22 protein-coding genes are annotated in these 20,742 nt (G+C 41.8%); 11 read left to right on the forward strand and 11 right to left on the reverse strand.

The features are described 5' to 3' along the window. The first annotated feature begins 195 nt into the window (after positions 1 to 195). The 6 genes from B151_RS0107840 to B151_RS0107865 all read left to right on the forward strand — a co-directional run bounded on the left by B151_RS0107840 (position 196) and on the right by B151_RS0107865 (position 6,511). Positions 196 to 1,602 carry a type III PLP-dependent enzyme domain-containing protein gene (locus B151_RS0107840; RefSeq protein WP_020403067.1) on the forward strand — a complete coding sequence of 469 codons (1,407 nt, stop codon included), beginning with the start codon at positions 196 to 198 and terminating at the stop codon, positions 1,600 to 1,602. Next, a complete protein-coding gene (gene speB / locus B151_RS0107845; RefSeq protein WP_020403068.1) occupies positions 1,595 to 2,458 on the forward strand; it encodes an agmatinase in 864 nt (287 codons plus the stop codon). The genes B151_RS0107840 and speB overlap by 8 nt, the downstream gene beginning before the upstream one ends. Next, complete coding sequence (locus tag B151_RS0107850; protein ID WP_020403069.1) at positions 2,451 to 3,425, forward strand: deoxyhypusine synthase family protein; 975 nt, start codon at positions 2,451 to 2,453, stop codon at positions 3,423 to 3,425. Before speB ends, B151_RS0107850 begins: the two co-directional genes overlap by 8 nt. Before the next feature lie 25 nt (positions 3,426 to 3,450). After that, on the forward strand, positions 3,451 to 5,433 hold the full coding sequence (locus B151_RS0107855) for an alpha-ketoacid dehydrogenase subunit alpha/beta (RefSeq protein WP_020403070.1): 1,983 nt from the start codon (positions 3,451 to 3,453) through the stop codon (positions 5,431 to 5,433). A 110-nt stretch (positions 5,434 to 5,543) separates the two neighbouring features. Continuing rightward, positions 5,544 to 6,179 (forward strand): SatD family protein, encoded by a 636-nt coding sequence (locus B151_RS0107860; protein WP_020403071.1) that lies wholly within the window; start codon positions 5,544 to 5,546, stop codon positions 6,177 to 6,179. Continuing rightward, on the forward strand, positions 6,176 to 6,511 hold the full coding sequence (locus B151_RS0107865; protein ID WP_020403072.1) for a hypothetical protein: 336 nt from the start codon (positions 6,176 to 6,178) through the stop codon (positions 6,509 to 6,511). The genes B151_RS0107860 and B151_RS0107865 overlap by 4 nt, the downstream gene beginning before the upstream one ends. A gap of 22 nt (positions 6,512 to 6,533) precedes the next feature. On the opposite strand, the gene B151_RS19485 is transcribed toward B151_RS0107865, so the two are convergent. From B151_RS19485 to holA, 4 genes are all read right to left on the reverse strand, one after another. Next, the gene (locus tag B151_RS19485) at positions 6,534 to 8,252 is read right to left on the reverse strand and encodes a protein O-GlcNAcase (protein WP_020403073.1); all 1,719 of its coding nucleotides are present in this window, start codon (positions 8,250 to 8,252) and stop codon (positions 6,534 to 6,536) included. A gap of 239 nt (positions 8,253 to 8,491) precedes the next feature. Then, complete coding sequence (locus tag B151_RS0107875; protein WP_020403074.1) at positions 8,492 to 8,725, reverse strand: hypothetical protein; 234 nt, start codon at positions 8,723 to 8,725, stop codon at positions 8,492 to 8,494. 47 nt (positions 8,726 to 8,772) lie between these two features. Next, on the reverse strand, positions 8,773 to 9,384 hold the full coding sequence (locus tag B151_RS0107880; protein WP_020403075.1) for a sigma-70 family RNA polymerase sigma factor: 612 nt from the start codon (positions 9,382 to 9,384) through the stop codon (positions 8,773 to 8,775). Between the two features lie 48 nt (positions 9,385 to 9,432). Then, entirely contained in the window at positions 9,433 to 10,500 is a 1,068-nt protein-coding gene (gene holA / locus B151_RS0107885; RefSeq protein WP_020403076.1) for a DNA polymerase III subunit delta, read from the reverse strand. 115 nt (positions 10,501 to 10,615) lie between these two features. On the opposite strand from holA, the gene B151_RS0107890 reads away from it, so the two are divergent. Then, positions 10,616 to 11,035 carry a bactofilin family protein gene (locus B151_RS0107890; RefSeq protein WP_026166563.1) on the forward strand — a complete coding sequence of 140 codons (420 nt, stop codon included), beginning with the start codon at positions 10,616 to 10,618 and terminating at the stop codon, positions 11,033 to 11,035. A gap of 79 nt (positions 11,036 to 11,114) precedes the next feature. On the opposite strand, the gene B151_RS0107895 is transcribed toward B151_RS0107890, so the two are convergent. The 4 genes from B151_RS0107895 to rpsO all read right to left on the reverse strand — a co-directional run bounded on the left by B151_RS0107895 (position 11,115) and on the right by rpsO (position 16,607). Then, on the reverse strand, positions 11,115 to 12,608 hold the full coding sequence (locus tag B151_RS0107895; protein WP_020403078.1) for an asparagine--tRNA ligase: 1,494 nt from the start codon (positions 12,606 to 12,608) through the stop codon (positions 11,115 to 11,117). A gap of 104 nt (positions 12,609 to 12,712) precedes the next feature. Next, entirely contained in the window at positions 12,713 to 13,963 is a 1,251-nt protein-coding gene (locus tag B151_RS0107900; protein ID WP_020403079.1) for a M16 family metallopeptidase, read from the reverse strand. A 146-nt stretch (positions 13,964 to 14,109) separates the two neighbouring features. Continuing rightward, complete coding sequence (pnp, locus tag B151_RS0107905) at positions 14,110 to 16,224, reverse strand: polyribonucleotide nucleotidyltransferase (protein ID WP_020403080.1); 2,115 nt, start codon at positions 16,222 to 16,224, stop codon at positions 14,110 to 14,112. A 113-nt stretch (positions 16,225 to 16,337) separates the two neighbouring features. Next, entirely contained in the window at positions 16,338 to 16,607 is a 270-nt protein-coding gene (rpsO, locus tag B151_RS0107910) for a 30S ribosomal protein S15 (RefSeq protein ID WP_020403081.1), read from the reverse strand. A 252-nt stretch (positions 16,608 to 16,859) separates the two neighbouring features. Between rpsO and B151_RS0107915 the strand changes: the two genes are divergently transcribed. Genes B151_RS0107915 through B151_RS0107930 form a run of 4 tightly spaced genes read left to right on the forward strand, consistent with a single transcriptional unit; the run spans position 16,860 to position 18,653 of the window. Continuing rightward, positions 16,860 to 17,183, forward strand: coding sequence for an ArsR/SmtB family transcription factor (locus B151_RS0107915; protein ID WP_020403082.1), 324 nt, complete (start codon positions 16,860 to 16,862; stop codon positions 17,181 to 17,183). Positions 17,184 to 17,188: 5 nt separating this feature from the next. Continuing rightward, the gene (locus tag B151_RS0107920) at positions 17,189 to 17,650 is read left to right on the forward strand and encodes an SRPBCC family protein (protein WP_020403083.1); all 462 of its coding nucleotides are present in this window, start codon (positions 17,189 to 17,191) and stop codon (positions 17,648 to 17,650) included. Between the two features lie 29 nt (positions 17,651 to 17,679). Then, positions 17,680 to 18,051, forward strand: a complete 372-nt coding sequence (locus B151_RS0107925) for a DoxX family protein (protein WP_020403084.1) — start codon at positions 17,680 to 17,682, stop codon at positions 18,049 to 18,051. Positions 18,052 to 18,071: 20 nt separating this feature from the next. Beyond that, entirely contained in the window at positions 18,072 to 18,653 is a 582-nt protein-coding gene (locus B151_RS0107930; RefSeq protein ID WP_026166564.1) for a YdeI/OmpD-associated family protein, read from the forward strand. Between the two features lie 21 nt (positions 18,654 to 18,674). Here B151_RS0107930 and B151_RS0107935 read toward each other — a convergent pair whose 3' ends face one another. The 3 genes from B151_RS0107935 to rbfA are packed head-to-tail and all read right to left on the reverse strand — an operon-like array spanning position 18,675 to position 20,715. Then, entirely contained in the window at positions 18,675 to 19,604 is a 930-nt protein-coding gene (locus tag B151_RS0107935) for a bifunctional riboflavin kinase/FAD synthetase (protein ID WP_020403086.1), read from the reverse strand. After that, positions 19,592 to 20,335, reverse strand: a complete 744-nt coding sequence (gene truB / locus B151_RS0107940) for a tRNA pseudouridine(55) synthase TruB (protein ID WP_020403087.1) — start codon at positions 20,333 to 20,335, stop codon at positions 19,592 to 19,594. The genes B151_RS0107935 and truB overlap by 13 nt, the downstream gene beginning before the upstream one ends. A 5-nt stretch (positions 20,336 to 20,340) precedes the next feature. Continuing rightward, positions 20,341 to 20,715: a 30S ribosome-binding factor RbfA gene (gene rbfA, locus B151_RS0107945; RefSeq protein WP_020403088.1), complete on the reverse strand. Its 375-nt coding sequence runs from the start codon at positions 20,713 to 20,715 to the stop codon at positions 20,341 to 20,343. Between the last annotated feature and the right edge of the window lie 27 nt (positions 20,716 to 20,742).

Below are 20,742 nucleotides of genomic sequence, written 5' to 3' on the forward strand. Positions count from 1 at the left end.
GATCAGAAAATACCATAAAAACCTCTATCCAGTTGTTATTTTAGTGATACTGTCTATCGGAGGTTGGGATTGGAATCACTAAAAAAAGTAGCATAAAAAATTTCACCTTACCATCAATCCATTGCAATTAACTCGTATATTTGTGTTCTTTTTAAACAATTATCTGACTAATTCCTCACGACCTATACTTATTGAATGAAGAATAATTATTTCGACCTAATCGACCAGACGTACCACTTCCCTCAGAATGGTTTTGAACTGGTTGACGGAACCTTGCATTTTAACGGCGTTGACCTCCAAAAACTGATCGAAAAATACGGCACTCCTTTTAAAGTGTCCTATCTGCCTAAAATTCGTGAAAAAATTAATAACGCACGCCAATATTTTAATAAGGCTATTCAGGAAAACAACTATTCCGGACGATATGAGTTTTGCTATTGTACGAAATGCTGTCACTTCAATCATGTGGTGCGAACGGCACTAAAGGAGAATGTATCGCTGGAAACTTCCTCCTCTTTCGACATCGACCTGATCGAAAAACTTCACCAGAAAGGTGTTTTTGATACCAGCAAAACCATCGTCCATAACGGCTACAAAACGGATGATTATATCAAAAAGATCGGCCGGTTAATAAGTAATGGATTTTCTAATTCCATCACCGTGCTGGATAACATCCGGGAACTGGATAAACTTATGGAACTGGAAATCGATCAACCCATTAAGATCGGACTGCGAATTTCAATTGAGGAAGACCCGCAGGCAGCATACTACACCTCAAGGCTGGGTATCAATAAGCGGGAGATCGTGGATTTTGTGAAGAAGAACATAGTGGGTAATGATCGCGTTGAACTTACCATGGTTCACTTTTTCGTGGATTCCGGAGTAAATGACACCATGTATTACTGGAATGAATTCAAGAAAGCACTAACCCAGTTTACGGCCATAAAGAAAGAATGTCCCTCGGTAACAGCCTTAAACATCGGCGGTGGATTTCCTATTCAAAACAGCCTCAATTTTGATTTTGATTACGAGTATATCACCGGGGAGATCGTGCGCAATATCCAGGAAGCTTGCAAAGATGCTAATGTCGATGAACCGGATATTTACACCGAGTTCGGGAAATTCACTGTGGGCGAAAGCGGAGCGGTGATCTTTCAGGTGCTGGAACAGAAACAACAGAACGATACCGAGCTCTGGTACCTGGTTGACAACAGCCTGATGAACACGATACCTGATGCATGGTCTATTAATGAGAAATTCATCCTGCTTCCGCTCAACAAATGGCAAAATCAGTATAAGCGGGTGAATATCGGAGGCATCAGCTGCGATCATTCCGATTATTACAACTCTGAAGAATTGAACCAACAAGTGCTTCTTCCTGCTTATGAGGATAATGAAGAAGAACCATTATACATCGGATTTTTCCATACAGGAGCTTACCAGGATTCCATAAGCGGATACGGTGGAATCAAGCACTGTCTCATTCCTTCCCCAAAACACATTGTGGTCGATAAAGATGAAAACGGCAACTTATTTGATTATGTATACCGCGATGAACAAACGGTAGATAACATGCTTAACATATTGGGATACAATGACTAAAGATAAACATATATTTGCCGGTATTGACGGTGATCATAATAAATATGAGAATGCCAAAGTTCTCCTACAATCTATCCCCTACGATGGAACCAGCACCTGGGGTAAAGGCGCGGATGAAGGATTTGAAGCCTTTCTGGATGCTTCCGAGAATATGGAGATCTACGATATTGAAACGGACAGTGAAGTTTATAAACAGGGTGTTCATATTATCGATCCCATTTTGGAAGATGCTTCACCCGAAGCTGTATTTGAAACCGTATATAAAAACACGCAGCAACTATTAGCTTCCCACAAATTTTTGACTTTTTTTGGCGGAGAGCATTCCATCAGTATTGGGATCATCAAGGCTTTTTATGAAGCACACCCCGATATCACCATTCTGCAATTGGATGCACATACCGACCTTCGGCCGGAGTATCATGGCTCCCCATACAATCATGCTTGTGCGGTTTACGATGCCTCACAGCACGCAAATTTAATACAAGTAGGTATACGAAGCATGGATTCCGGTGAACTTGAATATCTGGATCGAGACAAATGTTACTTTGCGGAAGAGATGTTTGGTCAAACCGATTGGATGGAAGACTCCATCAGTAAAATGACCGATAAGGTATACATCACCCTGGACCTGGATGTATTTGACCCTTCCATCATGCCTGCTACAGGAACACCCGAACCCGGAGGAATGCAATGGAATCCTATGATTCAGTATTTACGAAAAGTATTCGAACAAAAGAATGTATTGGGATTCGACATTGTAGAACTTGCTCCTATCGAAGGTTTAAGCGCACCGCAATTTCTTGCTGCCAAACTCTACTATAAAATGCTAAGCTATAAATTTGAAATTCATGAGTAAAAAAGGACCTGTTTCCAATTTTATAACCCATCACTACCGACATTTTAATGCAGCTTCATTGATTGATGCCGCAAAGGCTTACGAGGATCAGCTAAATAATAATGCAAAGATGATGATCACTCTGGCCGGGGCTATGAGTTCCGCAGAGCTTGGTCTTTCTCTGGCTGAGATGATCCGGCAGGATAAGGTGCATATCATCACCTGCACGGGTGCCAATTTAGAAGAAGATGTGTTCAACCTGGTAGCTCATGATCATTACAAACGCATTCCAAATTATCGGGATCTGAGTCCTGAGGACGAGCAGGAATTGTTGGATAATCATTTCAATCGGGTGACCGATACCTGCATCCCTGAAGAAGAAGCCATGCGAAGAATTGAGGACCACTTGGTAAAACGTTGGGTCAAAGCCTCCGAAAATGGTGAGCGATATTTCCCCCACGAATATTTTTATGATTTGCTTTTGAGCGGTGACCTGGAAAACGATTATCAGATCGATCCCAAAGATTCCTGGCTGCTGGCTGCTGCCAAAAAGAACATTCCTATTATTGTGCCCGGCTGGGAAGATTCTACCTGCGGCAATTTCTTTGCTTCTCATTGTATTGAGGGAGAAACCAAACCCAACGCCATGAAATCAGGGATAGAATACATGATGTTTTTGGCAGACTGGTACGAGAAAAATTCTGAAAATGGTATAGGATTTTTCCAGATTGGCGGCGGCATTGCCGGAGATTTCCCTATTTGTGTGGTCCCGATGATGGAGCAGGATCTTGGTAAGAAGGATACTCCTCTGTGGTCCTATTTTTGTCAGATCAGTGATTCCACCACCAGCTACGGTTCATACTCAGGAGCTGTGCCCAATGAAAAGATAACCTGGGGTAAACTGGGAATAGACACGCCAAAGTTCATCATTGAATCGGATGCCACTATTGTAGCTCCGCTAATTTTTGCGTATCTGTTGGATTGGTAACATTTGAACGAATTAAAACAACAGCGTGGCCATTACCGAAAAAAAGATATCTACCGAACAGGCGCTTTATATATATAAGAACCTCTTACTCCCCCGGCGAATTGAAGAACGCATGCTGATGCTGCTCAGGCAGAATAAAATCAGCAAGTGGTTTTCAGGCATTGGTCAGGAAGCCGTTGGCGTAGGCGTTGCTCTTTCAACAAAGCCGGATGATTACATCTTACCAATGCATCGTAATCTGGGAGTTTTTACCGGGCGCGAAGTCCCTCTCTATCCGCTTTTTTGTCAGCTTTTCGGAAAAGCCGATGGATTTACCCAAGGCCGTGATCGTTCGTTTCATTTTGGTATCCCGGAACACAAGATCATAGGAATGATCTCTCACCTTGCGGCAATGATGCCTGTGGCCGATGGACTCGCACTAGCCAAAAAACTGAAAGGAGAAGACGCTGTTGCGTTTTCTTTTTGTGGGGATGGTGCCACCAGCGAAGGTGATTTCCACGAAGCACTGAATCTCGCCGCCGTCTGGAAGCTTCCGGTGGTTTTCATTATTGAGAATAATGGTTACGGACTCTCCACTCCCACTTCTGAGCAATATGCATGCGAGCATCTGTCAGACCGAGCTATAGGTTATGGTATACACGGTTTTAACATAGACGGCAACAACATTTTTGAAGTGATGGAAACCGTAAGCAAAGCACGAGAACTTGCCCTAAAGGGTGAGCCGGTGCTCATTGAAGCCAAAACTTTCCGTATGCGAGGGCACGAAGAAGCCTCCGGTACGCATTACGTCCCCGATGTCCTGTTTGAAAACTGGGCTGAAAAGGATCCCATTCTCCGGTTTGAAAAATATATGGAGTCGGAAGGATTATTTGAAAAAGATGACTTTAAGAAGATCACCAAAGAGATCGATCAGTCCTTCAAAAAAGAACTTGATAAAGCTTTGGCTGCACCCGACCCCGAATTTGATGAAGCTCGTGAATATTCAAAAGTGTATGCTGCTGAACCTCAACAACTGCCGACACATAAGGACGGTGTGACTTACGAGCATCGTTTTGTGGATGCCATCCAAAGCTCACTCCGTCAAGCGTTTGAAGAAGAAGACCGATTCCTGATCATGGGACAGGATATCGCCGAATACGGTGGGGTATTTAAGATCACTGAAGGGTTTTTAGAGCAATTTGGTAAAGACCGGATTCGGAATACTCCGATCATAGAATCCGGGGCTCTTGGGGCCGCCATGGGTTTAGCTTTAGAAGGATTTAAACCTGTAGTTGAAATGCAATTTGCTGATTTCATTTCCTGCGGTTTCAATCAGATCGTGAACAATATTGCTAAATCCCATTACCGGTGGGCTCCTCCTCTCAATATCACCATCCGCGCGCCTCACGGCGGTGGCGTTGGAGCCGGGCCTTATCACTCCCAGTCGGTGGAAGGCTGGTTCATGCAAATTCCCGGTTTAAAAGTGGTGGTTCCCGGAACCGTTGAAGATGCCATGAATCTGCTGTATAGCTCGCTTTATGATCCAAATCCTGTGCTTTTCTTTGAGCATAAGAAACTCTATCGAAGCCTGAAATCTCAAATTCCCGATAAAGCAAACTACGAACCGCTTGGGAAAGCGAAAATCCGACGCGAAGGAACCGATGCCACCATAATCACTTATGGAATGGGCGTACAATGGGCATTGGAGATAGCTTCAGAATATGAACAGAAAGGCATATCGCTGGAAGTTTTAGATCTTAGAACGCTGCTTCCGTTAGATAAAGAATCTATCCGAAATACGGTTCAGAAAACCGGGAAAGTACTGTTGCTTCAGGAACCTTCGCTAACTTTAGGCCCTCTAAGTGAAATTTCTGCCATTATTTCCGAAGAATGTTTTGAGTGGCTGGATGCTCCGGTCATGCGCTGTGCCTCCATGGACACACCTATTCCCCACGATAAAAATCTTGAAAATGGGTTCATGGCCAGTGCCAAACTTGATCAACAGCTCCAAAAGCTTTTGAATTATTGATGTAGCAGAGATTCTGCAACAACCTTCATTGTTTCATTAATTTTGAAACATTATTATTTGTTTCATCTTTATTGAAACATAAGTATTATCTGATAAACAAGGATAAATCAATGGTTGACAAACAGTACATATTGATGGGCGATGTAGTCTCTAGCAAAGACTACGATTCAAATATGCTCCAAAAGCAATTGAAGTTCCTGACCAATAGCTGCAATGAGACTTTCGAAAAAGAGCTCCTCTCCCCTTACACCATCACACTTGGGGATGAATTTCAGGGCATACCGCAATCGCTGCAAACGTCCATAGAAACCTTGTTCTTTTACGAGGAAGAATGTCTGCGGCACTCGCTCGATTTCAAGCTGCACTACGTGGTTCATCATGGAGAAATTGAAACGGAAATCAACCCGGATATTGCGTATGAAATGATGGGACCGGGTCTCACCAAAGCAAGAGAATTACTAAGTTCAAAAAAAAGAGACCGCAAACGATTTCAGTTTTTGCTGGATGACGAAACCCTTTCGCTTCAGGTGAGCCGATTATTTGAAGTACTGGATAGCATAATATTGTCATGGAAGAAAGATGATTTCCAACTAATACTGGATATGATCAACAATGAGAACAATGCAGAAGTGGGTGAAAAGAATGACAAGAACCGGGATCAGATCTGGAAACGACGAAAAACCTTGATGATCCACGAATATAACTTATTGAAGAAAACCATTTTTACATTAATTGAGCAAACATGAATTGGGTCTTGCTATTTATTTTTGCTTATATAGCAATGGAATTGCTAACCAATCTTGCTTTCCATTTCATTGTGAAATGGTTAAAAGGAAGCAAAGACAGCAAAATTCAGCGCAGAAGAGAAGTTTTTAAAGGAATCTTAGAACGTTTATTCCTGATCACTGGACTACTTACCGGCTACCCGCAAGTCATCATCGCTTTTGGGGCTTTAAAGATTGGAACGCGGTTTCAGAAAAATAACAAAGTATCCAACGACTACTTTTTGATCGGCAACTTTATATCCTTATTGGTCGCTATTCTATTTGTGTTTCTAATCCCGAAATTGATCAGTTAAAAAATGGCAAATCAATTTTTAACTAAAACCCGAGAATTGGGTAAGTAAATGGATTTCCCAAGTAGGGCTTTTCTGAGATCATCTTATCATCCGGATTTAAAAAAGAATTGAATCGTATGACGTCAGCATCTCTTTTTGGAATGGAGATTGTATAATGAACCGAATCTGCTGTGCTTCTCACATTGGAAGCCATATTTACTTCTGCGGGAACGGTAAAATGTTCGAAAAATGAAGTTATGGTCCGTACCTGAATATCAGAAATACCCCTTTGCGTAAATGGTGTCAACTGAAAGTGATCGGCTCGGGGCTCTTTGGCTTCTCCCAAATCCCATCTCATGATCAAATCTTCAGGTTGTAGCCAGGTTTGGGTTGGATTCTCGTCATTGGTCAAAATTAGAATCCACTCCGATTTCTTTTCTAATGCCGAAGTTGATAGCACGACATTAATTTGATTTCCGGATTCGCTAAAGGCAAGATTATAGTTACCCCAATCTACTTTAAAAGAGATGTTATACTTAGCTACAGACTGAGCGTGAGAAACGGCTTCTTCAAAATCATTTTTTGTTTTTTCAAGGAAGGGTGACATTTCTTCTACAAATGCACTGACAAACATATTCTCGCTGAATTCTTTGGTTCTTAATGCCTCCAGGTTAGTCTCAAACTCTTTGATGGCATTTCGAATTTTTAAGGTATCAAAATCTTTTCCGGGGGTATAGATTGGTGTAAAAACATTATCCGTCCATCCGTAATCACTATATAGATCTACCACTGATTTCACATACGTAAATGCATCTTCTCCCGCTAAAAACTGAATTGCACTTTCGAGGGACTTCTCTGGATCATAGTTTTCAGGATCATTCCCATAATCTGCTACGGTATAAAGAGGGATCATGCTCGAGTATGGCAGATCCATGGGATTAGCAACAATTCCCTTTGCAACATCAGGAAGTTCCGTATCGCGGCCGGTTAACGGACCTAAGATCGGCCTCCACCCTTCATAATCATTCACAGGAAAGTTATCCCAGACCAAGGGTTTGCGGTTCATTAAATTACCCCATTCAAGTGTTTCATCTGCGGTAATTTCAGCAATTGCCACATCCTCGCCAGTCCAAAAAAGCGGAATTTCTTCTGAGATTCCTGAACCAAGTTTTTGAAGGTACTCACGACTTCCCCAAGCTGAAGTATACGTTGTAGGACAAACAACCAGCTGAATATCCTTTTCTTTCAGTCCTTCCCAAAGTTTATTAATGAGATCAACGTGAGCGTCGGCCAGGCTTCCATAATTTTGTTTATCCCGCTCATGTTGTAATTTTTGAGGAACGTCATCCAGGAAAAGTGCGATGTGTTTCACCCCCAGCTCTGTCATGTTTTGGAGTTTATTCTGAAGGGCGGCAAAATCCGACGAATCAGAATAAACGATATCTAGTCCCGGACTGATAGCAAAGTAAAGATCTACCCCAGCTGCCTTGCTAACTTCAAGTAGCTCTCGAAATTCATTCAATTTCTCACCTTCATAAGGCTCTCTCCATTTGGAACGATGAAATGGATCATCTTTCGGAGCATAGTAATACACATTCATATCTACTTGCCCCATAAAACGGATAAGATCAAGACGAGCTTCGTGACTCCATGGATCGCCATAAAAGCCTTCTACTACCCCAATTTGAGCAAAGTCTTTAGGCTGTTGACTACACCCGGTAATTAAGCTTAGTAAAGTGATCCAAAAAAAATGCTTGTACATCAACGAAATTTATAGATTCAAACTCCCTAAAAATATAGTGGTTGAGTCTATAAAGATTCGTAAAAAATTAACTTAAGAAATTGTGTAATCACTTAGAGGCAAACTACTTACCGTGTCAGATCGGGTTTTCAGCGTAAGCAGATTACTTCAAAGATAAATATAATTCCTGACATGAACGCTTATGCCTGTTATGCGCTTTGTGAAGATTCTAAACTTTAAGAATGGAGTAAGTATGATGATCAGATCTTGTCTAAGAGTCGATCGATGAACCCTTCCTTCGCTTTGATCTCACGAAATTGATCGAGTAATTTTTTTCCTTCTTTTGCAGAAAATGCCAGTTCACGAAGATCGTCATCATGAACCAGCACTTCTTCAAAAGTATCTCTCTCGACCGAGTCCAGTTTTTCATCCACATAATCCAGAATAAAATCTTCGATCACCGGATGATATTCTTTATCTAAAAAGTTTTTCATAAGGGGAGTTTGCTAAGTTATCCTTCACTCCCCTTTTAGTTCGGCTTTTAAGATTTTGTTCCCAATTGAACATAATCTTCAATCAACGCCTGAATTTGCGCTCTGCCTCGGTTAATACGAGATTTCACGGTACCCATTGGGATATCTGTGATCTCTGAAATTTCCTCATAGGTCAATTGTTGCAAGTCCCGAAGCACGATCACTTCCCGAAAATCTTCAGGCAACTCCATCAGAGCTTTTTCGAGCTGTTCCATGCATAATTTTTCATGGAGAGCATCATCCTGAAGGATATTCTCATCCTCCAGGAGAAGCTCTCGATCATCGGGGTCAGATTCATCTTTATGAATCGACACTTTATACATTCGCTGCTTCTTTTTGTATAAACTCTTAGCAAGGTTCAGTGCAATGGTGTACATCCACGTAGAAAACTTGGCAATACGCTCATAGGAATGCTTGCTTTTATGTACCCGCAGAAATGTTTCCTGAACCAAATCCTCACAATCCTGATGGTTGTGTGTATAACGGTACAGAAAATTATGAAGGCGATCCTGATAGCGGTAAACTAATTCATTAAAAGCGATCTCTTTACCATTTTGGAAATACTCCATGAGATCTTCATCGCTATAATTCTTTACTGATGCAGCTTGAAACGCATTCATTGTTAAACTCCAATTTTTTGATTTCGATTCTATTGGGTGCGAACCGTCTTACCCGATGATTCGCTTGACGAGAAAGAATAAAATCGAAGTGGAGTCTAATGTGCTAAAGCCTTTGATGGAGCGATCTGCATCCAAAAGAGCTTCAAATATCCGGGGCATTTCCGCATAGCGGAAATTTGAGGCATCGTCCCAAAGTTTATTGAAGTACCAATTGTTGTTGATACCCAATTCGCTCTGGACCTGATTCTTAGCAAACCCTTTCTCAGAGTACCTCAAAATCTGCCAGACATTTACAAACACACTGTTAAAGAACCCCACGGTTCGAATCAATTCTCCCGTGTCCGATTTAGTGTGTTGCAACATCTGTTCCGAGATGTAGAGTGCTTGTTCCAAATTTCGCGAAATGATGGCTTCTTTAAGCTCAATAGCCCCAAATTCGCGATATGAGCCAATTATTTTTTTTACATCGGCTTCTGAGACGGTATCAGAAGTGTCCACAAAAGTGCACACTTTATCTATTTCAGTGGACAGTAGCTGCAAATTATTGCCCACAAATTGAGCCAGTAACTGGGCTGCCGCCGGCTCTATATTTTTGGTGTGATGGCTGCGAACCCAATCAATCACCCAATCCGGAATCAGGTAATCCGGCATTCGCTCGAATTCATGGAAGCCAACATTTTTATTTTTTTTGAAGGCTTTTCCAATATTCGTGTTCCCCGCCGGTTTTTTTTCATCAAAACAAACCAACAGTGTTGTTGGATTTGGATTCTCTACGTAAGGAATGAAATCATTGATGTGTCCACGTGCCGAACCGTCTTCTCCTCCCCCTTTATTTAATTGAAGGAAATTGCGGATGATCAAAACGCGCTTTTCAGCCATCATGGGAAAACTCCGCGCAATGGACAGAGCCTGAGCCGGGGTTACATCCTGTCCGTAAAGCAGATCGAAGTTAAAGTCTTTCTGTTCGGGAGGAATGACTTTCGAAAACTGATCCAACAACCGATCGAGGTAAAATTCCTCTTCCCCAAATAGATAATATACCGGCTTTAGATTACCGGAGTTGAATTCCCTCAGCAGCTGCTGATAAATCTGATTGCTGTTTTGTTTTCGTGCCATCGCTGGCAAAGATAAGGAAAGTGAGGTTGAATGAAATGCTAAATTTATGTGAAAAAAGCTTAACTCCAGCCTAAAATTTCAGGAACATTCTGCTGGCTTTTCAATTCAAATGAACATGCTAAAACGACGAAACAACTCCGATAACAAAACATTGAGTTCTACTAATACCCCAAACAGCGGACCGGCTATTACCTACATCACAGAAACTTCAACAATTACTGGTGATATGAATTGTAAAGACGATATCCGAATAGCCGGCACCATAGAAGGCGAAGTCAAATCCGACAAAAAAGTGATAGTCGCTGAAACCGGATTGATAAAAGGCACCCTAACCTCTCCATTAGCCGATATCTCCGGTAAAATTGAAGGCGATGTAAATGCATCAGAATCACTTGTATTGCGTTCATCCGCGAATATCGAAGGTGAGATATCAACCGGAAAACTAAAGATCGAAGAAGGAGCACAGGTTAAGGGTAAATTTTCCGTAGGACCCAAAAACAGATCCGAAAAAAAAAGAACCTTCCCAAAAAACTGATTCTAAATTTTCCTTAAAAAAATAAAGCCCGATCATACATACCGGGCTTTAAAAATAAATTTGTACTGTCCTAATCTTTTTAAGGTGTCAACCGTCCCATCATTCGTGGGAAAGGAATGGTTTCCCGAACGTGTGAAAGTCCGCAGATCCATGCTACAGTTCGTTCCAGGCCAAGTCCATAGCCGGAATGAGGAACCGTTCCAAACCGCCGCAGATCCAAATACCATTCGAAGACTTCTTTATCGAGTCCTTCTTCCGCAATGCGTTCTTCCAGTACTTCCAGGCTATCTTCTCGCTGGGAACCTCCTACGATCTCTCCATAGCCCTCAGGAGCAAGTATATCCATTCCTAAAGCAAGCTTATCGGTTTCATCTCGCTTCATATAGAAGGCTTTGATCTCAGCAGGCCAGTGCGTTACGATGAGCGGAACATCAAACTGCATCATCAAAACTGTCTCATCACTCCCACCAAAGTCATTGCCCCACTCAAAATCACGAGCCGATTCTTTCCAGCTTGGGATATTTCGAAGGTCTTCTTCAATTTGATCAATTCGAGCTGAAATCTCTTTGATTCGCTGGTCGATTTGAGCTTTTCTCCATTTTTTAGCCTGACCACGTTCTTTTTTGATCTCTTCCCACTCATTTTCAAGATCAACCTGTTCCTGTCGGCGAGATTCTGCCATTTCATCCAGCATATCAGCCGTATCATCACTCGTTAGAATATCCACAGCCTCGGTGTAGGTCATCCGTTCGAACGGTTTCTCAGCCACTTTTTTCAATGCTTCGATATCACGCTCCAAAATCTCCAGTTCATTTGGACATTTCTCCAATACCTGAGATACAATGGCTTTGATCATATCCTCCGCCAGATCCATATTCATATCCAGATCATAGAAAGCCATTTCCGGCTCAATCATCCAGAATTCGGTTAAATGACGGCGTGTTTTGGATTTCTCGGCACGAAACGTTGGTCCGAATGTATAGATCTGTCCATGAGCCATCGCCATTGCTTCTCCGTATAACTGACCGGTTTGCGCGAGATAGGCTTTGTCCTCAAAATAATCCGTTTCAAAAAGCGTGGTACTTCCCTCGGCTGCATTTCCGGTGAAGATCGGGGAATCCATTTGTACAAATCCGCGTCCCTGGAAAAAGGTATGGATCGCAAAAATGATCTCATTCCGAACCCGCATGGCCGCCCACTGTCGCTGACTTCGAAGCCATAGGTGGCGGTTATTCATCAAAAACTCAACGCCATGTTCTTTTGGTGTGATGGGATAATTTTCCGCAATCTGAATCACTTTCACATCCGAAACATGGATTTCATGTCCGCCAACGCTTCTTTCGTCTGCTTTAACATTTCCGGTGATCTCCAGCGAGCTTTCTTGCCTCAGAGAATTTGCGGCTTCCCATGCATCCCCGGATACATCATCTTTGGCTACCACACATTGGGTAAGTCCGGTTCCATCTCTCATTTCAATAAATACCAGGCTTCCGCTGCTTCGAAAATTGTACACCCAGCCTTTTAAAGTTACTTGGTTATTGACGTGATCAGCAAGATCTTTGATATAGGTCATTTGGCTTTTAAAATGATTTTTTTGTTAGAGTAAAGGTGCAAGATTTTAGGTTCAAGGTGCAAGTTCTTGTGAGCTACTTGCGTCTTGAACCTTGTCACTTGCTCTTAATTTTCTGGTAGTAAGATGGCTTCCATGAATTGCTCTTCATCGAAAAACTTCTGCACGAACTCCTGAATTTGTTCGGAGGTCACAGAATCAATGTTTTCAACCAGCTCGTCTAAAGTTACAAAACGTCCAAAATATAATTCGCTTTTGGCAAGGCGCGTCATACGGTTACTTGTGCTTTCCTGAGAAAGTAACAATTTCCCTTTAAGCTGAGCCTTAGCTTCTGCAAGTTCTTTCCCGGGAACGAGGTCTTCCTGCATTTTTCTTAGTTCTGTTTTGATGAGTTCCCGAACATGATCCACGTAATCCTTATCTGTGCCCACGTATATGCCCCACAAGCCGGTATCAGTATAAGACTGATTGAAGGTTTGGATGGAGTAGCAATACCCATATTTTTCACGCACATTCTGGTGCAGACGAGAACTCATCCCTCCTCCCAAAACAGTGTTCGCCATCAAAAGCAGGTATTTGTCTTCGTGATCAAAATTGAGAGCTCTTCGGCCATAAATATAATGAGTCTGTTCGATCGGTTTTGTGAGATGCACGTCTTCATTTTTGAAAGCAGGAAGAGGCTGAGTTTCTTCAACTTTTTCCTTGGGTTTCAGGTCTTCAAAATATGACTTCACGATTTCCACGACTTTTTCGTGGTCTACATTCCCCGCTACCGAGATAAGCAAATTTCCCGGATAGTAACGGTCTTCCATATAGTCATAAAGATCCTGGCGAGAAAACCCTGAAACCGTTTCTTCATATCCCAAAACCGGGCGGCCAAGTTCATGTCCTTTAAACATTCTTGCATTAAATTCTTCAAACAGATAATCATCCGGAGAATCCCGATACATTTTCATTTCTTCGATGACCACTTTTTTCTCTTTTTCCACTTCCTCTTCCGGAAAAGACGGATGAAGTACCATATCCGAAAGTACATCAAGAGCCTTATCAAGTTGGGTATTCACACAACGCGCATAATAACAGGTGTATTCAGAGGATGTAAACGCATTCAGGTATCCTCCTACTGCCTCCATGCTCAAAGCTATATCGAAAGATGAACGGCTTTCCGTACCTTTGAATAACATATGCTCTAAAAAGTGGGTAATTCCGGCTTGTTGCTCCGTTTCATTTCTCCCCCCGGTTTTCACCCAAATTCCAACGGAAACACTCTTCACACTTTCAATGTGTTCTGTTACAATTCTCAGCCCGTTGGTAAGCTCGCTTTTGTTTACAAAATCAACTTCTTTAAGATTTTCCATCTGTAGATACTGCAATTTATAATTAGTTATAGTCGGCTCTGATAACGTTTGATATACATAGAAAGTTGGATATCAGTCCGCAAAAAAATGGCGCTCTTCCCTGTAAAGAAAGAGCGCCAAATATACTAAGCTTTTGGAGTAATGACTTATTCTTCTTCGTCGTTATCCAACAAAACTTTACGAGACAGTCGGAGTTTATTGCCTGGCTCAATCTTCAGGAGTTTAACTTCGATCTCGTCACCTACGCTCATGTAGTCATTTACATTTTTCACGTGCTTGTGATCAATCTCAGAGATGTGAAGCAATCCATCACGACCAGGGGCAATCTCAACAAAGGCTCCGAAGTCTTTGATAGTCTTAACGGTTCCTTTATAAACCGCTCCCTCTTCAAGCTGACCGGTAATCGCCTTAATTCTGTCTTGAGCATCTTTGGCTTTATCCAGGCTATCGGCAGAAATGGTGATCTTACCTTTTCCGGTTTCATCGTCCTCTTCAATCCAGATCTCCGTATCGGTCTCTTTCTGAAGCGTTTGGATAACTTTTCCGCCAGGACCAATAACTGCGCCGATCATATCGCCATCAATTTCCATATTAACGAACTGTGGAGCGAATTCAGAAAGCTGCTCTCTTGGGGTTGAAATGGTTTCAGCCATTTTACCAAGAATATGCATACGTCCGGTATGGGCTTGTTTCAGAGCTTCTTCCATTACTTCAAAAGAAATACCCTGTACTTTCATGTCCATCTGGCAAGCAGTGATACCATCAGCGGTACCGGCTGTTTTGAAGTCCATGTCGCCCATGAAATCTTCTTCGCCACGGATATCAGACAGTACAACGGAGTTATTCTCTCCAACGATCATTCCCATCGCAATACCTGCAACCGGTTTTTTGATAGGAACACCGGCATCCATCAGCGCCATAGAACCGCCACAAACAGAAGCCATAGATGATGAACCATTGGATTCGGTGATATCAGAGATCACGCGGATCACATATCCGAATTCATCGAACGAGGGCATCATCATTTTTAGCGCACGTTCTGCGAGGTGACCGTGACCGATTTCGCGACGTCCGGGGCCACGCAAGAATCCTGCTTCACCTACAGAGTATGGAGGGAAGTTATAGTGTAGCATGAACTGTTTGGCTTCTTCATCGAAAAGAGTGTCAACTGCCTGCTCATCTTTCTTGGTACCAAGTGTTACAGAAACCAAAGCTTGTGTTTCACCACGGCTAAAGATCGCAGAACCATGAGTACGGGCAAGGTAGCCTGCTTGAGTCCAAATGTCTCGGATGTCTTCAGGGGTACGGCCGTCGATGCGTCGTTTTTTCTCAAGAATCATGTTACGAAGTTCTTCTTTCTCGATATCGCCAAGAATGCTCTTCACGGTATCCAATTCTTCTTCGTACTCTTCTTCCAACTCAGCGACTACGCTGTCTTTGGCTTCATTCAGTTTTTCGCTGTACTCTTCTTTACCAAGACCTATGTTTACAACTTCTTTGATCTTGTCAGTCGCCATTTCACGAACTTTGTTTTCCAGCTCTTCAGGATATCCTTCAGCCGTAAACTCTCTTTTAGGTTTACCAAACTCTTCACGAAGTTCTTCCTGGAACTCACACAAGGTAATGATTGAAGCATGAGCCGCTTTGATAGCCCCCAACATATCTTCTTCAGAGATCTCACCCATTTCACCTTCCATCATCAATACAGAGTCGGCCGTACCGCCAACAATCATATCGATATCACTTTCTTTCAGTTCGGAAAGAGTTGGGTTGATAACATATTCTCCATCAACGCGACCTACTCTAACTTCAGCCATTGGGCCGTCGAAAGGTACATCGGAAATATGGAGAGCTGCGGAGGCACCAAATCCACCCAGCACATCGCCATCGTTTTCACCGTCTGATGACACCACACTGGAAATGATCTGTGTTTCATTATAATATCCTTTAGGAAACAAAGGACGTAAACTGCGGTCGATGAGTCGGCTTGATAAAATTTCTTTTTCAGAAGGACGACCTTCACGTTTCATAAAACCACCGGGAAAACGTCCTCCGGCAGAAAAACTTTCTCGGTGATCAACCACCAAAGGGAAAAAATTCTGGCCCGGCTTGGCCTCTTTTGCACTCACGGCAGTACACAATACTTGTGTATCTCCCATTCTAACTACAACAGCGCCATCGGCTTGCTTGGCAATCCGGCCTGTATCTACTGAAAGCACCTTACCCGGTGCAAATTCTACACTTCTTAAATCTTCTTTCATTGTATTGCTTTGTCTTTATTGATTTGCGAACCCTGCCAACAACAGAAAAGAAGTATAAGCGGCAGGATTAATTGAAAAAGGCTCCACAATGGAGCCTTTTATACGGATAAAACTTACTTACGGATACCGAGTTCTTTGATGAGTTCTCTGTATTTCTCGATATCGTTTTTCATCAAATAGTTTAACAACCTTCTTCTTTTACCAACCATTTTAAGTAGTCCACGGCGAGATGCATGATCTTGCTCATTTTCTTTCAGGTGTTCGGTAAGGTCATTAATTCTTTTGGTAAGAAGGGCAATTTGTCCCTCAGTGGAACCCGTATCGGTTTCACTGTTACCAAACTTCTTAAAGATTTCTTTTTTTTCTTCTGCGGTTATGCTCATTGCAATGTTTTAATTAATGCTTGTATAAATCGATTTATAGTTAACAAAGATATGGGTTTTTCAGGATATGAACAATGTTGGGATGAGTTAAAGTATTTTCAAAAAACTGTGCCTTAAATATAATTCCGGGTAAATACAATTTAACCCACTGATGTTTGATCTTTATCAGGAAGTTCAAATTTAATTTGCGTAGCCATTTACCTACACTTATATTAGTAGTCACTTAACTACACTTTTAAACCATTCTCCCCTATGAAATTACGCCGAGATCCCTTTCATGCCATTGCAGATCCAACCCGGCGAGCGATCCTGGTTTTACTGGTAGCACAAACCATGACCGCCGGAGCTATTGCCAAAAACTTTAATACTTCCCGGCCTACCATTTCTAATCATTTACAAATACTCACCGAATGCGACCTGCTTAAAAAAGAGCAGCATGGGCGAAAAATCTATTACCAAATTAAACCGGAGGGCCTAAAAGAAATAGCGAGTTTTATTGAACCTTTCCGAAAATTATGGGATGACCGTTTTAACAAACTGGAAACGATCATGAAAAACTACCAATCAGAAAAATAGAAAAAATGGAAAGGAAAACTAAGGTTCACGCAGAAGATAACCGCCATGATATCCTCATAAAAAGAGAATTTGAACTCCCCTTGAATTTACTTTTTAAAGCTTATACCGAGGCCGACATTTTTGAGCAGTGGATGAATACCAAGGTGGTAAAATTTGATATACAAAAACACGGCAGCTTCCGATTTGAGACCACAGACCCTTCAGGGAACAAGCATGGATTTAACGGCTCTATCCATGATTTCATCCCAAACCATAAAATTACCCGCACCTTTGAAATAGAAAATTCTCCTTTTCCTGTACAGCTTGAGTTCCTTGAATTTGAAAAAAGGTCGGCTGATACCAGCCAACTAACAATTCATATGATATTTAAGTCTGCAGAGGTCAGAGACCAGATCCTGAAATTACCATTTACCCAAGGCCTTTCCATGGCGCTAAATCGCTTGGAAAAAATTGTCAATAATTTATAATAGATAACCAAAATTTATGGAGATAAATTATGAATATAACGCTATGGACTCTTCAAATTCTTCTTGCTCTGCATACTTTAACAGGTTCAATATGGAAATTTACTAATCCTGCAGAAAAAGCTATACCCTCTTTAAAAGCAATTCCTCACGCTGTCTGGATTTCATTTAGTGGTATTGAGATCGTTTTGAGCGTGTGTTTGATTCTTCCTTTATTTAACCGCTCATTGGGTATTTTTGCCAATGTAGCCGTGATATGTATTGCAGCAGAGATGTTGTTTTATTGTATAGTCCATTTATTATCCGGTGAAACAAATCACAGCCCCATATTTTATTGGGGTGCGGTAGCTGTAATTTGTTTATTCATCGCTTATGGAAGATTTGTAATTCAACCCTTTAAATAAAATCCAGAAAGATGAATCGTATGAATCCCAAGGTGGACTGGTTTTTCGAGAAAGACACTAAGTGGCAGAAAGAATTCAATAAACTACGAACAATCATTCTTGATTGTGGACTTCAAGAGACATTGAAATGGGGACACCCCTGCTATACTTTCAAATCCAATAATATCGTATTGATTCACGGATTCAAAAACTACTGTGCCCTTTTGTTTCATAAAGGGGTTTTATTAAAAGATCCGGAGCATATCCTTATTCAGCAGACTAAAAACGTACAAGCAGCCCGACAGATCAGATTTACTGATCTGGAAGAAATAGTAGAGTTGGAAGCATCACTCAAAGCGTACATCTTTGAGGCTATTGAAGTTGAAAAGGCCGGACTGGAAGTGGATCTAAAGGAAACCAAGGACTTTGAAGTAGCAGAAGAATTTCAAGCCAAATTGGATGAGAATCCTAAACTGAAAAGAGCCTTTGAATCGCTGACGCCGGGTCGTCAAAGAGGATACCTTTTACATTTTTCAGGTGCCAAGCGGTCTGAAACCAGAACTCGCCGAGTTGAAAAATACATCCCACATATTCTGAATGGAAAAGGTTTAAATGATCAATAGGTGGGAAATTGGCCCTAAAAGTCAGCCTAAAATCTCTAAACTTTTTTGTTTATCTGAAGCAAGTTGAGCTTTGAGTTCTTCAATCCCATCGAACTTTTGTTCATCACGAATACGATCTACAAAACGAATCTGAATGGTGTCTCCATATATTTCCCAATCAAAATCAAAGATGTTTACTTCAATGGTTCTTTCCGGATCATCGAAGGTTGGGCGAACTCCTATGTTCATCATTCCACCAAACCACTCACCTTTGACACGGACTTTTACAGCATAAACTCCATTTTTCGGAATCACTTTATTTTCGTGTTCTGGTTTCAGATTTGCAGTGGGATAACCAATAGTTCTGCCCCGTTCATCGCCATGTATTACAATACCATTCAATAAATATTCTCTTCCGAGGTATTCTGCTGCTTTCTTTACATCACCGTCATCAGCCAGTGTTTTCCGGATCAAGGTACTGCTGATGGTAACTTCTCCCATTTCCTGTTTAGAAACTACATGAGAAGCAAAGCCAAGCTCCTTTCCTAATTTCTCGATGGTATCGATTGTACCTTTACGATCGCGCCCAAAATGGTGGTCGTAACCTATCACAAATTCACTTACCCCTATCTTCTCATGAATAATATCGCGGACAAATTCTTCTGAGGTAAGCAGGGAGAAGTCCCGGTCAAATGGGATAACAAGCAAAATATCTATTCCCAGATCTTCCAGAATCTCACAGCGTTCTTTTAATGTAGTAAGGAGTTTTATCCCCCCTTTACCGGGATTGATGATCTCTCGGGGATGGGGATCGAAAGTAACCACAACACTACGGGCATTACGCTTTTTCGCTTTTTTAACCACAGTTTCCATCAGCTTTCGGTGCCCAAGATGAACGCCATCAAAGGTGCCTACTGTAACTACAGTATTGGGTTCACGGGTACAATTTTTAAGCTCGATCAGCTTTCCCATATCTCCTTCAATTTATCTGCAAGGTCGTGTGGATGTAATGCATCATCCACTAAATAATGTCCGATGGCGGTCCGTTCCAATCCACTTAAATACGCTTTTGAAGCTAACGCTTCGCCAAGGTCTCTTGCAAGCGAGCGAATATACGTGCCTTTGCTGCACTGTGTTTTTAAGGTAAGTTTTGGAGGATTGAAATCAAGAATTTCGTGATTGTGAAAAGTGATCTGCCGGGGCGGACGTTCCACTTCTTCTCCCTTTCTGGCGAGTTCGTATAATTTCTTTCCACCGTATTTTAACGCCGAATACATGGGCGGAACCTGGTTCACCGTTCCGGTAAATTGCTCTGTCAAAACTTGCTTTACTTTTTCTTTGGTGATATGCTTCCAGTCGCCTTCTTCATGCGTCTCGCCTTCCGCATCATACGTAGTGGTAGATCGGCCAAAAGTAATTTCTGCTATATAAGTTTTTGGAAGGTCCTGTATCATAGAAATGGATTTGGTTGCCTTTCCACAACATAAAATCAGGAGCCCGGTTGCCAGCGGATCCAAAGTGCCGGCATGGCCTGTTTTTTTTACCCGAATGCGTTTTCTAAGAAATTTGACGACATCAAAACTGGACCATTCAAGAGGTTTATTGATCAAAAAGATCGCACCGGTTTTTAAGTCCGTTTCTTTATTGGGAAGGCTTTTTTTCCCGAAAACCGGAATATCATCCAAAGGAATAGCTCGGGCCATGCAGGTCAGCTTTCGCTTTCTGAGTCAGTATCTTCTTCAGGGATATCTACCTTTTTGAAGAGCTGTTCGATCTTGTTCACATATTCGGCAGTATCATCCTGATAGAAATGCAATTCAGGAATTTTTCGCACCTGATTTTTGATCTTCGAAGCCAATTCATACCGAATTTCATCAATATGTTCATTAATGAATTGATAGACGGGTTTTTCATCCCTTCCGGGAGAAAAAACACTCAAATAGACCTTTGCAATCGACAGATCATCAGTCATCCTTACATTTGTGACGGTCACAAAAGTGCCATCAGGTTGATAAGAACGTTGAATAATTTGTCCAAGGTCTTTTTTTATAACCGCTGCTAATCTCTCTGGTCTGAAACCCATGACTTCTAAATCTAAATAATTCTAATT

Source organism: Gracilimonas tropica DSM 19535, from assembly GCF_000375425.1.
Taxonomy (GTDB): domain Bacteria; phylum Bacteroidota; class Rhodothermia; order Balneolales; family Balneolaceae; genus Gracilimonas; species Gracilimonas tropica.